This window comes from Pseudomonas sp. LAIL14HWK12:I10 (assembly GCF_900184205.1).
GTDB lineage: Bacteria > Pseudomonadota > Gammaproteobacteria > Pseudomonadales > Pseudomonadaceae > Aquipseudomonas > Aquipseudomonas kermanshahensis.
This window is the reverse complement of sequence record NZ_FXWU01000006.1, coordinates 87,040-101,129: the sequence shown is the minus strand read 5'-3', so window position 1 is coordinate 101,129 and position 14,090 is coordinate 87,040. Positions and strand designations below refer to the sequence as shown.

The window sequence follows — 14,090 nt, the reverse complement described above, 5'->3', positions numbered from 1 at the left end:
GCCCGACGAGCGAATAGCGTTGTGCCTCAGCCTTTGAGTTCGGTCGGCTGGATCACTTCGACCCAGTAACCGTCCGGGTCCTTGACGAAGGCCAGGTGATTCATGCGGCCATCTGCCAGGCGTTTCTGGAAGGGCACGTCGAGTGCTTCGAAGCGCGCGCAGGCCTCACGCACGTCCGGCACCGAAACGCAGATATGGCCGAAACCGCGTGGGTCGGTGTTGCCGTTGTGGTAGGCAAAATCGGCGTCGTTTTCGGTGCCGTGGTTGTGGGTCAGCTCCAGAACGCCTGGGATCGACTTCATCCACTGGTGGCGCGCGGCGTCATCGGCAGGGATCTGCGCCGGGTCGACCAGGGCCAGGAAGTACAGGCTGAAGGCGGCTTCCGGGAAGTCGCGCTTGTCCACCAGGCGGAAGCCCAGAACACGGGTGTAGAAGTCCAGCGACTTCTCGATGTCCTTGACCCGCAGCATGGTGTGGTTGAAGACGAACTTGGAGGTGGCGGCATCCGGCTGCGCGGTGACGCCAGGCAGGGTTTGCAGATCGTGCAGGCTCATGGGAACTCCTGAGACGGGGCCGGTGCGCGGCACCGGCAAAACAGACAGGCTGGCCATGATACGGCAGTGAAGCGATTGCGCAAATGAAAGCGCCCTGCACGAGGCAGGGCGCTTGAATTAGAGGCCCGCATGTGCGGGCGCGTGGGGTCGCTAGTCCTTTAGCTGTCTCGATACTGAGCCAGCGCTTGTGAAAAAAGTGTGAAGTCCATGTGGACGTTTCATCAGCGTACCCAGCTTTCAACGGTGGCAGCGCCGTACTCTTCTTTCCAGGCTTTCAGCCCGCGATGGTTGCCGCCTTTGGTCTCGATCAGCTCGCCCGTGTGCGGGTTTTCATAGACCTTGACCACGCGTGGGCGGCGCTGTTGTTTGGGGGCTGCGGCAGTAGGGCGGGTGGCAGCCTTGGGGTCGAGGATGGCGATGATATCGCGCAGACCCTTGTCATAGCTTTTCATCAGGCCGACTAGTTTCTGCTCGAATTCGATTTCGCGTTTGAGGCCGGCATCCTTTTTCAGCGCTTCCAGTTGAGCCATTTGTTCCTGAAGCGCTTTTTCGGCAGCTCGAAACTCTGCAAGTCTGGACACTGTAATCACTCCTGTACGTCTTTCGTGGCAGGGCGTGACGAACATTGAAGAAGAACAAAACGCCGGCCACGGGGTGGGTTCCGCTGTTCGCTGATATCGAGTGTAGTCATTCATCGCTACTGGGTAAACTGCAAACTTTTTATAAGTAAGCACGGAACTTTACAGGTTTTTCATGCGCCAGTTTTTGACGACTTCGACGGGGCCGGCGACTGGCTCTAGACCAAGGTCCAATAGCCCGGAATAGAGCCTTTGACCGATCCTTTCAGATGATGCTCGGCGACTGTTCGAGCGTGTCGCAGTACCGCAGCAGGTGTTTGCTGCAGGTTGTTTTTCGCCTTTCTTTCTGGATATTTCCTCGCATGTTTGCCCCCCTCCCTCACGCCCCTGGGCGCCGTGTTGTCGGCCTGTTCCTTTTGTGTGCCGGCGTCAATGCCCAGGCCGCCGGTTTTCTTGAAGACAGCAGCGCCAAGGTTGAAGCGCGCAATGTCTACTTCAACCGGGATTTCCGTGACGGCTATAGCAGTTCCAGCCAGGGCGCGTCCAAGCGCGAAGAGTGGGCGCAAGGCTTTATTCTCAATGTTCTGTCGGGTTACACCCAAGGGCCGGTAGGGTTTGGCGTGGATGCGCTGGGCATGGTCGGTTTCAAACTCGACTCCAGCCCTGCGGACAGTAACAGCGGCCTGTTGCCGTCGTCTGGCCATGATCCACGGCACTCGGCTGATCAATACGCGAAGATGGGCTTGGCGGCCAAGGTCAAGGTGTCCAGCACCGTGCTCAAGTATGGCTCGATGATGCCGGATGTGCCGTTGCTCAAGTACAACGATGGGCGCTTGTTGCCGACGATGTTCCATGGCGCGATGCTCACCTCTGAAGAAGTGCGCGATTTGAAGTTTACCCTGGCCCGCCTGGACAAATACACCGCGCGTGATTCCACCGATCGCCAGGACATTCGTGTGCACTGCAAGAACAAGCGCTATGCCTGCGACATCGAAGCCGACCACTTCGACCTGGCAGGCCTCGATTACCGTTTCAATGACCGCGTCAGCGCTCAGTATCAAGTGGCCAAGCTTGAAAACATCTATCGCCAGCACTTCCTCGGTCTGGTGGCCAGCCAGCCGCTGGCGGTAGGCAGCCTGTCGGCCGACCTGCGCGTGATCAAGAGCGACGACATCGGCAATGCCCGCGCCGGCGACATCGACCACCGCGCCTTCAGTGGCATGCTCGGCTACAGCCTGGGCGGCCATAAGGTCAGCGCCGGCTGGCAGCGCATGTACGGCGAAAGCGCCATGCCTTACCTGGATGGCAGCAACCCGTACCTGGTCAACTACGCCCAGGTCAACGACTTTGCCGCCGCCCAGGAGCGTTCCTGGCAGTTGCGCTACGACTATGACTTCAAGGCACTGGGTGTGCCCGGCCTGACCTTCTTCACCCGTTACATCAATGGCGACCACATCAAGGTCCCGGGTAGCACGGCCGAAGGCAAGGAATGGGAACGCGACACCGAGTTCAAGTACCAGGTGCAAAGTGGCACGTTCAAAGACGTCAGTGTGCGCCTGCGTAATTCCACCTACCGCAGCAACTATGAGAAGTGGGCGCGAGATATGGATGAGACTCGCGTCATTGTAAGTTACAACTTTTCTGTGTGGTGATATATGTGAGCCCAGGCCTATATGACCTGGGCTCACTCCGCAGGGCTGATGCTTGTCCTCGCGCCGTTAGCGCACAGGCCTGTAGGTTGGCTCAGGTGCCACAGCCTTGAAACATATTTTTCAGATCAAGGGTGGCATCCTGCCCATCCACCAGTCCGGCGGATTGGTAACGTACGTGAATACGCGTGTTCATGAAGTTGTCTGGTTCCGGAAATAGAATTTCACGAGAGCGACTTCCTTGAGCAGCCCCCCTAAGCTCACTTATGAAATTGCCTTGAAGCGTATAAAGCGCAACACGGAACCAGTAGTTGCCCGGCGCATAGTTAGGGTAGGGCGGGCTCCATTGGATGCGGAAGCTATTGTTGGGGTTGCCGGGTTCCCCTAGGCTCACATAACACACGTCTTTCGGGGACAACAGCGCATTCAAGGTAGTTGCTGTGCCGTCGTACGTTTTGACGGGGGTAGCACTGCCACTGTCATACACGCGAATGCGGTAGTTGTAGCGTGTGTAGGGCGTCAGGTTCTCAATGGTTACCTTTTTTCTGCTGTCGGAGCGCACGTACGGCTTTCCATCAATCGAAACTTCGAAATGGGAGATGTCGCGGTCCCGTACATGAAGTAACGGTAATGTGAAGTCTAGCGATTCGGGCCAGGGTAAAACGGCCGGCTCTGGTACATAGAATCTAATAGGGATTGTCAAAAGGGGGCGCGTCAGCAGGGTATTATCCTTTGCCTGCTTAACCGTGAACGCATTGGCTTGAGGGTCAGCTTCACCGACCAAAAAGGTTTGATAAATAGGGGATCCCGAGTCCAGAACAGGCACATCACCAATCTTGCCTCGAAGGGCAAGCTCGTGTGTATGGCCCATGAAGATGGCCAACACCTTGTATTTGTTCACCATTTCCTGGAACCGCGTTCGCTCGGCTGCGCTTCCCCAGTCGTTGTCTTCGGGGTGTCGATGCATGTTGATAATAATCAGCTTGCCGGCTTGGTCAGCAATTTTTAGCTGGCTCTCCAACCAATCGAGAGAGGGTTTGATGTGAACGGTTTTATCCTCCTGGTTAAACCAGCCGCTAAAGCTTTTTTTATACGCAAAATGATTGTGTAGTTGAATGAAAGCGAAATCTCCGAACGTTTTTCTGTAGGCCATGCTGCCGTGATATTTTTGCCAGGTAGGATTGCCATCGCCTTCTTGGTACTGGTCAAAAGCGTCCACATCCCAGCCCTTTATATCTTCGGTCAAGTGGGTAACGACGGAGAGCATGGCGCATTCATTGAGGCCGCAATCGTCGACGTTATTTTCATAGTCATGATTGCCCAGTCCATAATAAGTGCCAGCCAGCATCCGACCCTTCATGATGTTCCACTGGTACCGGTGGCCAAACTCAGTAACGTCGCCGTTGAGTATGATCGGTATGCCACCCCCATAAGCGTCTCGATAGGCCGTGATGGCAGCATTCTGCGCATCCAGAAGGGGTAACGACTCCCCGGGGTAGTCAGAACCGCTGGGCGAGCGTGGGTATTGAGTGTCTGATTGGAAAACGAAGCGTTGCGTTACGGTGTCGACTTCTGCAAGCGCACAATTATTAAGATACCCTGACAACAATAGGGTGCTGAGAAATACACGAGCGAGGGGGACTCGGCGTTTTTTAAAACTGAGCATATTTTAATCTCTTCGCGGAAGGTAGGCGAATGGTGAGTGCGCAGTCTGATAAAAGCCTGAACCCTTTATAACTAGGAGTTTTAAGGGTTGACAGATTAAAAATTCTGATTGTGGGTAGGGTGATTGGCGGTCGAAAAATCAAAAAAACAGGTCAAGACGATGAATACGATTTTATTAGTAGGAATCGGCGCCGGTGACCCGCGCCAAATTACCCTTGAAGCGGTCGAAGCGCTCAGGCGAGCAACGGTTTTCTTCGTGCTTGATAAGGGCGGGGAGCGGCAGGCGTTGGCTCGAGCCCGCAAGGCCTTGGTCGATCACTACGTGCAGCCCGGCAGTTACCGGTGGGTGCAAGTCGAAGATCCCTTTCGTGATGCAGATGCTATGGACTATGTCGCCGCCGTACAGGACTGGCACGTCCGTCGGGCGAGTCTGTATTCACGCCTATTGAGCGAGGAGTTGGGCCCCGATGATGTTGGCGCCTTTCTTCTCTGGGGCGACCCGAGCCTGTATGACAGTACGTTGAGAATTATTGAAAAGGTTCGGGAGCTGGGTGTGCGCGTACAGGTGGAGATTATCCCTGGCATCAGCAGCGTCCAGGCCCTGGCGGCCCGCCACCAAGTACCGCTCAATCGCATCGGTGAGCCGCTGACTGTACTGCCTGGGCGTCGCCTTGCCGAGCAGGAGCGTATCGACAATGTGGTGGTGATGCTCGACGGGCAGTGCGCGTTTGCCTCGCTGGATGACCCGGGTTTGATGATTTACTGGGGGGCTTACCTGGGCACCGCAGATGAGGTGCTGATTGCCGGGCCATTGCAAGCGGTGAAGGCGCAGATTCTGCAAGTGCGGGAGGAGGCGAGGACGCGCAAGGGGTGGATCATGGACACGTATCTGTTACGCCGCGAACTATAACCGGGTGCAGCCCCCACAGCCGTAAAAGACCAGCGGGGGCTTGCCCGCGAAACCCGCGACACGGGCATCAGGCCGTACCCAGTATGTCCACCACCTTGTTGCGCAATTGCTCGATGCTGAACGGCTTGCCAATCAGGTGCGTGCCTTCCGGCACGTTTACGTTCTCGGCATAACCGCTGGCAAACAACACCGGCAGCAGTGGACGAAGTTCGCGTGCGCGTTGCGCCAGCACTTCGCCGCGCATGTCCGGCAGGCCCACGTCTGTCATCATCAGCGCCAAGGCCTGCGCAGGGTCTTCGAGCACCCGCAGTGCTGCGGCGGCGTCTTCCGCTTCGATGACCGTGTAGCCCAACTCGTCGAGCACTTCGACCATCAGCATGCGTACGATGTCGTCGTCTTCGACTACCAGAAGATGCATGGTTTGGATCCTGTGAAAATGAATGTCTTTATTCTGTACGCCGGTCGACGGCAGAAGTTCCCGAGGATACCGATCCCTGCAATCAGATGGAACGATTCGCGCCTGCAACCTTCAAATGCTGGCTAAATGCCCTGTCAGCGCCAGCAAAGCTGGTTAGACTCGCTATTACCGGTGAGCGCGGCGGCAGACAATTATAACGGTCTTGGTGCCACACTTTTTCATGGATTCTTTTCGCTCGGGCGTTTTCAGATGATTCAAGTAGCCTCGATTGACCAGCAAAGCTTTCGCAAGCTGCTGAGTCGCAACATCGGCCTGCCCCTTGGGGTCGGCCTGCTGGGCGCAGTGGCGTTCGTCGCGGTGATCAACTACCTGCTCTCGGCCATGCAGTGGGTCGAGCATACGGACCGCGTGATCGGCAATGCCAACGAAACGGTCAAGCTGTCGATCGACATGGAAACCGGCATGCGCGGCTTCCTGATCACCGGCGACGAACGCTTTCTCGACCCCTACGAGGTGGCCAAGCCGAAAATTCTCGGCAGCCTGCAGAGCTTGCGCGGCATGGTCGAGGACAACCCGCAGCAGGTTGACCGTATCGATCGGCTGTTGGCCCTGCAAAAGGCCTGGAATGACTTCGGCAGCGAGATGATTACCCTGCGCCGCAGCGAGGGCAATTACCAGGCATCGATCGGCAATGGGCGCGGCAAGCGCATCACCGATGAAATCCGCAAGGAATTCGAAGGCCTGATCGACACTGAGCAGCAACTGCGCATGGCCCGAAACGAGAAAGTCAGCTCGGTCACCGTGACCGCGATCTCGGCCTTCGTGCTGTTCATCGTCGGCCTCAGCGCCTTGCTGGCCTACCTCGGGCGCCGCGACCTGCTGGCGCTGTCGAGCAGCTATGACGAAAACCTGCAGGCCCAGCAGCGTGCGGCCGAGCGCCTGGAGCACCAGGCCTGGTTGCGTAATGGCCAGACCCAGTTGGCCCAGCAGGTGCTCGGGCAGCTGACCCTGCCCATGCTGGGCGACAATATCCTGCGCTTCTTTGCAACGTACTTGGGCAGCGTGGTGGGCGCGGTGTATGCGCGCGACGAACATGGCCGCCTGGTGCGCGTGGCCACCTATGGCCTGAGCGCCGAGGAGCAGGCCCGTGAGCAGATCAAAGGCGACCACGATGGCTTGTTGGCCCAGGCCGTGCGCGAAGGCCGGCTGTTGTGCCTCGACGACCTGCCCGAAGACTACTACCGCCTGAGCTCGGGCCTCGGCAATGGCTTGCCGCGCAGTGCATTGCTGATGCCCGCCACCGATGATGGGCAGATCAATGGTGTGATCGAGCTGGGCTTCCTGCGCCCCTTGCAGCCGCGCGATGAAGAGCTGATGGAGCGGGTCGGCGGCAACCTTGGCATGTCCATCGAGAGTGCGCGTTATCGCCAGCGCCTGCAGGAAGTGCTGGCCGAGACCCAGCAGTTGAACGAAGAGCTGCAAGTGCAGCAGGAAGAGCTGAAAACCGCCAACGAAGAACTCGAAGAGCAATCACGGGTGCTCAAGGAATCCCAGGCCCACCTGGAAACTCAACAGGCCGAGCTTGAGCAGACCAACGAACAACTGTCCGAGCGCACCGACGCCTTGGACCGCAAGAACGATGAACTCAGCCAGGCCCAGCAAGAGCTGCAGGCCCGCGCCGACGACCTGCAGCGTTCGAGCAAGTACAAGTCTGAGTTCCTCGCCAACATGTCCCACGAGCTGCGCACGCCGCTGAACAGCTCTTTGATCCTGGCCAAGTTGCTGGCCGAGAACGGCGAAGGCAACCTTAGCGCCGAGCAGGTCAAGTTCGCCGAATCGATCTACTCGGCGGGCAATGACCTGCTGAACCTGATCAACGACATTCTCGACATCGCCAAGGTCGAAGCCGGCAAGCTCGAAGTGCGCCCTGAGACCACCCAGCTGGAGCGCCTGGTCGAAGGCCTGCGCGGCATGTTCCTGCCGCTGGCCGAGCACAAAGGCCTGGCCTTCGAGGTCAAGGTCGAGCCGCAGGTGCCAGTGACGCTGTTCACCGACCGTCAACGGCTGGAGCAGATCCTCAAGAACCTGCTGTCCAACGCCATCAAGTTCACCGACCACGGCCAGGTCAGCATGACCATCAGCCACCAGGCGGGTACCGGCATCATCTTCGCCGTCCGTGACTCTGGCATTGGCATTGCCGCCGACCAGCAGCAGGCGATCTTCGGCGCCTTCCACCAGGTCGACGGCAGCAGCAACCGGCGCTATGGCGGCACCGGCCTGGGCCTGTCGATTTCGCGTGACCTGGCGCACCTGCTGGGCGGGCAGATCAACGTTGAGAGCAACCCGGGGCAGGGCAGCGTGTTCAGCCTGGTCATGCCCGAACGCTACGAACATGAGGGCGAGGAAGTCGAGGCCCTGAGCCTGCGCCCAGCGGTAGACACTCTGCCGCCAGCGCCCAAGGCGTCCAACGCCGTGGCGCCGAAACTGCCGGCACCGACCTTCGCCGATGACCGCGAGCGGGCCCCCTTCAATAACCGCTGCATCCTGGTGATCGAGGACGAGCCGAACTTCGCCCGCATCCTCTTCGACCTGGCCCATGAGCTGGGTTACAGCTGCCTGGTGGCGCATGGCGCCGACGAGGGCTTTGCGCTCGCGTCCCAGTACATCCCCGATGCCATCCTGCTGGACATGCGCCTGCCTGACCATTCTGGCCTCACCGTGCTGCAGCGCCTCAAGGAGCTGGCCGGCACGCGGCATATTCCGGTGCACATTATTTCGGTGGAGGATCGCGTCGAAGCGGCCATGCACATGGGCGCCGTGGGCTACGCGGTCAAGCCCGCCAGCCGCGAAGAACTCAAGGAAGTGTTCGCCCGCCTGGAAGCCAAACTGACCCAGAAGCTCAAGCACATCCTGCTGGTGGAGGATGACGACCTGCAGCGCGAAAGCATCGCCCGCCTGATCGGCGATGACGATGTCGAGATCACCGCCGTGGCCATGGCCCAGGACGCCTTGGCGCTGCTGCGCGAGAACATCTACGACTGCATGATCATCGACCTCAAGCTGCCCGACATGCTCGGCAACGAGCTGCTCAAGCGCATGACTGCCGAGGACATCCGCTCATTCCCGCCGGTGATCGTCTACACCGGGCGCAACCTCACCCGCGAAGAAGAAACCGACCTGCTCAAGTATTCGCGCTCGATCATCATCAAGGGCGCCCGTTCGCCGGAGCGCCTGCTCGACGAAGTGACACTGTTCCTGCACAAAGTCGAATCGCAGTTGTCCCATGAGCGCCAGCGCATGCTCAAGACCGCGCGCAGCCGCGACAAGGTCTTCGAAGGGCGCAAAGTGCTGCTAGTGGATGACGATGTGCGTAATATCTTCGCCCTCACCAGTGCCCTGGAGCACAAGGGCGCCATCGTCGAGATTGGCCGTAACGGGCGTGAAGCCATCGAGCGCCTGGAGCAGCATGACGACATCGACCTGGTGCTGATGGATGTGATGATGCCGGAGATGGACGGCTTCGAGGCTACCCGGCTGATCCGCCAGCAACCGCGCTGGCGCAAGCTGCCGATCATCGCCGTGACCGCCAAGGCGATGAAGGATGACCAGCAGCGTTGTCTGCAGGCTGGCGCCAATGATTACCTGGCCAAACCGATCGACCTGGACCGCCTGTTCTCGTTGATCCGTGTATGGCTGCCGCAACTGGAGCGAATTTGACTAGCGAGCGCAACACCGACATCGAGATCCGGCTGCTGATCGAGGCGATCTACCTCAAGTACAGCTACGATTTCCGCAACTACTCCGGCGCTTCGATCAAGCGCCGGATCCTGCATGCCCTGCGCCAGTTCGACTGCCTGACGGTGTCGGCGTTGCAAGAGCGCGTGCTGCACGACCCAGGCATGTTCATGCGGTTGCTGCAGTTCCTGACGATCCCGGTCAGCGAGATGTTCCGCGACCCGAGCCACTTCCTGGCCCTGCGCAACGAAGTGGTGCCGCTGTTGCGGACCTGGCCGTCGATCAAGATCTGGGTCGCGGGGTGCAGCACCGGTGAAGAGGTGTACTCGATGGCCATCCTGCTGCGTGAGGAAGGCCTGCTTGAGCGCACCATCATTTATGCCACCGACATCAACCCGCATTCGCTGGACCGGGCCAAGCAGGGTATCTACTCGATGCAAAGCATGCGCGAGTATGAAGAAAACTACCGCCTGGCCGGTGGCCGCCGTGACTTTGCCGAGTACTACACCGCTGCCTATGGCAACGCCATCATGGACAGCAGCCTGCGCGACAACGTGACCTTCGCCGACCACAGCCTGGCCACTGACAGCGTGTTCTCCGAGACCCAGCTGGTGTCGTGCCGCAATGTGCTGATCTACTTCAACAAAGACCTGCAAGACCGGGCCTTGGGCCTGTTTCATGAATCCCTCTGCCACCGGGGCTTCCTGGTCTTGGGCAGCAAGGAGTCGGTAGACTTTTCGGCCTACAGCCAGCGTTTCGAGCCGCTGGTGAAGCCGGAACGGATCTACCGTAAGACATGAACGGCGCACGGGCAGTGGTGATGGGGGCCTCGGCTGGCGGGGTGGCGGCCTTGTTGCAGGTGCTCGGTGCGCTGCCGTCGGCGTTCGCCATCCCGGTATTGTGCGTGCTGCACTTGCCGGACGGGCGGCACAGCCAGCTGGCCGAAGTGCTGCAAAGGCGGCTGCAGCGCCCCGTGCGCGAGGCCAGTGACAAGGAACGGATCAGCGCTGGGATGATCTACGTTGCTGGGCCGGGGTACCACCTCTCGGTGGAGCGTGACCTGACGCTGTCGTTGAGCCAGGAAGCGCCGGTGCACTTCTCGCGCCCGGCCATCGACTTCCTGTTCATGTCGGCGTCCGATGCCTACGGCGCCAGCCTGCTTGGCGTGCTGCTGACCGGTGCCAATGAGGATGGCGCCGCGGGCCTGGCCTACATCAACAACAATGGGGGCCGCACGATTGTTCAGGACCCTCGCGACGCACAGGTCGCGCTGATGCCGGAAGCCGCCTTGGCCCTGCACCAGCCCGACCATATCCTTACTCTGAGTGGTATCGGGCAATTGCTCGCGACCCTGGAAACAAGCGCATGCTAAGCCACACCATCGCCAAACTGCTGATCGTCGACGACCTGCCGGAAAACCTGCTGGCGCTCGAGGCCCTGATCCAGGGCGAAGACCGCGAGGTGCACCAGGCCCAGTCTGCGGAAGCGGCATTGTCGCTGCTGCTTGAGCACGAATTTGCGCTGGCCATCCTCGATGTGCAGATGCCAGGCATGAATGGCTTCGAACTGGCCGAGTTGATGCGCGGCACGGAAAAGACCAAGAACATTCCCATCGTGTTTGTCAGTGCGGCGGGGCGCGAGATGAATTACGCCTTCAAGGGCTATGAAAGCGGGGCCGTGGATTTTTTGCACAAGCCGCTCGACACCTTGGCAGTGAAGAGCAAGGTCTCGGTGTTCGTCGACCTGTTCCGCCAGCGCAAGGTGCTTGGTCGGCAACTGGAAGCCCTGGAGCGTAGCCGTCAGGAGCAGGAGGTGCTGCTTGGCCAGCTGGAGTTGGCGCGGTGCGAGCTGGAGCATGCGGTACGCATGCGCGACGACTTCATGTCGATCGTCTCCCACGAAGTGCGTACGCCACTCAATGGCCTGATTCTGGAAACCCAGCTGCGCAAGATGCACCTGGCACGGGGCAACCTGGAGGCCTTCAGCGCAGACAAGCTGCAGGCCATGGTCGAGCGTGACGAGCGGCAGATCAACAGCCTGATCCGGCTGATTGAAGACATGCTGGACGTCTCGCGCATCCGTACCGGCAAGTTGTCGCTGCGGCCCAGGGTGTTCGATATTGGCCAACTGGTGCGCGGCCTGGTGGAAAACTTCAGCGCCCAGGCCACCGCGCTGGATACCCATATCGCGCTGCAACGTTGTGAAACGTTGCAGGGTGAGTGGGACGAATTTCGGATTGAACAAGTGGTGGCCAACCTGTTGTCCAATGCCTTGCGTTACGGTGAACGAAAACCGGTGCAGGTGCGGGTGTTCGCGGAGGGCGGCATGGCCTGGGTGCAGGTGCAGGATCACGGCATTGGCATCAGCGCCGTCAACCAGCAGCGCATTTTCCAGCAGTTCGAGCGCGTCGCAGCACACCAGGCCAGCGGCGGGCTGGGGTTGGGGCTGTACATCTCCGAGCAGATCGTCCAGGCCCACGGCGGGCGGATTCTGGTGGACAGCGAGGAAGGCGAGGGCGCCACATTCACGTTGCAATTGCCGCTGGCAACGTTCAAAGAACAAAACGACCAGGCGCGGGCAACCTCTGCGTAAGCCTGGGGTCAGATGGCCAACTGTAAGAATTTCAAGGCGTTATCATGAGTGAAGATGCACAAGATGTGGTGCTGGTGGTCGAGGACGAGCCGGCGATTCGGATGATTTTGCGCGACTACCTGGCCGGCGAGGGGTATCACGTGCTGGTAGCCGAAGACGGCGAGCAGGCGTTCAAGATCCTGGCGAGCAAGCCGCACCTGGACCTGATGGTCACCGATTTTCGATTGCCAGGGGGCATCTCTGGGGTGGATATCGCCGAGCCCGCGGTAAAATTGCGGCCGGAGCTGAAGGTGATTTTCATCAGTGGCTACCCGGCGGAGATTCTCGAATCGGGCAGCCCGATCACGCGCAAGGCGCCGATCCTGGCCAAGCCGTTCGACCTGGATACCCTGCACGAGCAGATCCAGAAGCTGCTGCGCTGAGGCTACCCGGATGTAGGAGCAGCCTTGTGCTGCGAAGAGGCCATCGCAGCCATAGAGAAGTAGGTGCCCATGCCGGCCTCTTCGCAGCACAAGGCTGCTCCTACAACAGCGTGAACGTTAGCGCAGGGTTCGCTCAATGCCTCCCAGCAACAGGCTTTCCATCAACCCCAGCCCTTCGCCTTCCGACAGGCGCCGCGCCTGCAGCAGCCCTGGCAACTGGTTGAGCAGCGTCGCCAGCACATGCGCGGTCGCCGCCAGTGCTTCGCCTTTGAGGCTTGCCCGCGGTGCAATCAGGTGCAGCACCCCGGTTTCGTAACGCCTGCGCAGCAGCAGCAGGCGCGCCTGTTGCGCTTCGCTCAAGCAGCAAAAATCCCGCTCGGCCAGGCGAAACTGCAATGGCCGCTCGGCATGCAACTGCCAATGCGCCGCAATCAGGCACGACAACGCCGAACCACCCCGTGCCATGGCCCTGCGCCCAAGGTCCAGGGTCGCCTGCAGCTCCTCGTACAACTCTTCGATCAAGTCGTACAGCAGGTCCTGCTTGCTGGGGAAGTGGTGATACAGCGAGCCCGCGGTCAGCCCGACGTGGGCCGCCAGTTCACGCATGCTGACCTGGCCGAAGCCCTTTTCGGCAAACAGCGCCATGGCCCGGTCACGTCGCTCTTCAAAATTGGCACAGCGCATTGCAGCGTTGACCGGGGGCATGGTACTTGCTCCTCAATAGGTGAAGAAACCGCGGCCGCTCTTGCGCCCCAGCCAACCGGCCGCGACCATTTCCTTGAGCAACGGCGCTGGGCGGTACTTGCTGTCACTGAAGCCCTCATGGAAGGCCTCCATGATTGCCAGCAGGGTATCCAGGCCGATCAGGTCGGCCAGTGCCAGTGGGCCGATCGGCTGGTTGCAGCCCAGGCGCATGCCGGTGTCGATGTCCTCGGCACTGGCTAGGCCTTCCTGGCGCACGAAGATCGCTTCGTTGATCATCGGCACCAGAATGCGGTTGACCACAAAACCTGGGCGATTGCCGGCGCTGATCGGGGTCTTGCCCACCTTCTCGGTCACCAGCAAGGCCTGGGCATAGGTGCTGTCGCTGGTCTGCAGGCCACGGATGATCTCGACCAGGGCCATCATCGGCACCGGGTTGAAGAAGTGCACACCGATGAACCGCTCGGGGTGCTCGATGCTCGCGGCCAATTGCGTGACCGACAGCGACGAGGTGTTGGTGGCGATCAGGCAGTCGGCGGCCACGCTGGCAGCCACTTGCTGAAGGATGCGCTGCTTGAGCTGCAGGTTTTCGGTGGCTGCCTCGATCACCAACTGCGCGCCACTGAGTTGCGCGTAGTCGGTGCTGGTGCGGATGCGGGCTTTCGCCGCCTCGGCCTTTTCGGCGTCGAGCGTGCCTTTGCTGACCTGGCGCTCGAGGTTCTTGCGCAAGGTGGCCACGCCACGCTCCAGCGCGGCATCGGAAACGTCCACCAGCAGCACGTGATAGCCCGCCACGGCGCACACCTGGGCAATGCCGTTGCCCATGGTGCCTGCGCCGATCACGGCAATCTGTTCGATGTTCATG

The 14,090-nt window shown here is 59.9% G+C and carries 13 protein-coding genes; 7 read left to right on the top strand and 6 right to left on the bottom strand.

Annotated elements, in window-relative coordinates:
- Positions 1-26: 26 nt before the first annotated feature.
- Both gloA and QOS90_RS15115 read right to left on the bottom strand, forming a co-directional pair.
- On the bottom strand, positions 27-554 hold the full coding sequence (gene gloA, locus QOS90_RS15120; RefSeq protein WP_027593726.1) for a lactoylglutathione lyase: 528 nt from the start codon (positions 552-554) through the stop codon (positions 27-29).
- A gap of 221 nt (positions 555-775) precedes the next feature.
- Positions 776-1,135: a histone-like nucleoid-structuring protein, MvaT/MvaU family gene (locus tag QOS90_RS15115; RefSeq protein ID WP_027593725.1), complete on the bottom strand. Its 360-nt coding sequence runs from the start codon at positions 1,133-1,135 to the stop codon at positions 776-778.
- A gap of 359 nt (positions 1,136-1,494) precedes the next feature.
- Here QOS90_RS15115 and QOS90_RS15110 point away from each other — a divergent pair, with 359 nt between their 5' ends.
- The gene (locus tag QOS90_RS15110; RefSeq protein WP_027593724.1) at positions 1,495-2,784 is read left to right on the top strand and encodes an OprD family porin; all 1,290 of its coding nucleotides are present in this window, start codon (positions 1,495-1,497) and stop codon (positions 2,782-2,784) included.
- A gap of 91 nt (positions 2,785-2,875) precedes the next feature.
- Here QOS90_RS15110 and QOS90_RS15105 read toward each other — a convergent pair whose 3' ends face one another.
- Positions 2,876-4,447 (bottom strand): metallophosphoesterase family protein, encoded by a 1,572-nt coding sequence (locus QOS90_RS15105; RefSeq protein WP_050580742.1) that lies wholly within the window; start codon positions 4,445-4,447, stop codon positions 2,876-2,878.
- A gap of 159 nt (positions 4,448-4,606) precedes the next feature.
- On the opposite strand from QOS90_RS15105, the gene cobF reads away from it, so the two are divergent.
- Entirely contained in the window at positions 4,607-5,356 is a 750-nt protein-coding gene (gene cobF / locus QOS90_RS15100; RefSeq protein ID WP_027593723.1) for a precorrin-6A synthase (deacetylating), read from the top strand.
- Positions 5,357-5,423: 67 nt separating this feature from the next.
- Here cobF and QOS90_RS15095 read toward each other — a convergent pair whose 3' ends face one another.
- Entirely contained in the window at positions 5,424-5,774 is a 351-nt protein-coding gene (locus QOS90_RS15095; RefSeq protein WP_085273317.1) for a response regulator, read from the bottom strand.
- A 249-nt stretch (positions 5,775-6,023) separates the two neighbouring features.
- On the opposite strand from QOS90_RS15095, the gene QOS90_RS15090 reads away from it, so the two are divergent.
- The 5 genes from QOS90_RS15090 to QOS90_RS15070 are packed head-to-tail and all read left to right on the top strand — an operon-like array spanning position 6,024 to position 12,523.
- Complete coding sequence (locus tag QOS90_RS15090) at positions 6,024-9,491, top strand: response regulator (protein ID WP_085273318.1); 3,468 nt, start codon at positions 6,024-6,026, stop codon at positions 9,489-9,491.
- Positions 9,488-10,309, top strand: coding sequence for a CheR family methyltransferase (locus tag QOS90_RS15085; RefSeq protein WP_085273319.1), 822 nt, complete (start codon positions 9,488-9,490; stop codon positions 10,307-10,309). The genes QOS90_RS15090 and QOS90_RS15085 overlap by 4 nt, the downstream gene beginning before the upstream one ends.
- A complete protein-coding gene (locus QOS90_RS15080) occupies positions 10,306-10,881 on the top strand; it encodes a chemotaxis protein CheB (protein ID WP_027593719.1) in 576 nt (191 codons plus the stop codon). Before QOS90_RS15085 ends, QOS90_RS15080 begins: the two co-directional genes overlap by 4 nt.
- On the top strand, positions 10,875-12,101 hold the full coding sequence (locus QOS90_RS15075; protein ID WP_027593718.1) for a hybrid sensor histidine kinase/response regulator: 1,227 nt from the start codon (positions 10,875-10,877) through the stop codon (positions 12,099-12,101). Before QOS90_RS15080 ends, QOS90_RS15075 begins: the two co-directional genes overlap by 7 nt.
- Positions 12,102-12,145: 44 nt before the next feature.
- Positions 12,146-12,523: a response regulator gene (locus tag QOS90_RS15070; protein ID WP_027593717.1), complete on the top strand. Its 378-nt coding sequence runs from the start codon at positions 12,146-12,148 to the stop codon at positions 12,521-12,523.
- A 117-nt stretch (positions 12,524-12,640) separates the two neighbouring features.
- On the opposite strand, the gene QOS90_RS15065 is transcribed toward QOS90_RS15070, so the two are convergent.
- Together QOS90_RS15065 and QOS90_RS15060 are read right to left on the bottom strand one after the other, a co-directional pair.
- Positions 12,641-13,228 (bottom strand): TetR/AcrR family transcriptional regulator, encoded by a 588-nt coding sequence (locus tag QOS90_RS15065; protein ID WP_027593716.1) that lies wholly within the window; start codon positions 13,226-13,228, stop codon positions 12,641-12,643.
- A 12-nt stretch (positions 13,229-13,240) separates the two neighbouring features.
- Entirely contained in the window at positions 13,241-14,089 is an 849-nt protein-coding gene (locus QOS90_RS15060) for a 3-hydroxybutyryl-CoA dehydrogenase (protein ID WP_027593715.1), read from the bottom strand.
- Position 14,090: the final 1 nt, after the last annotated feature.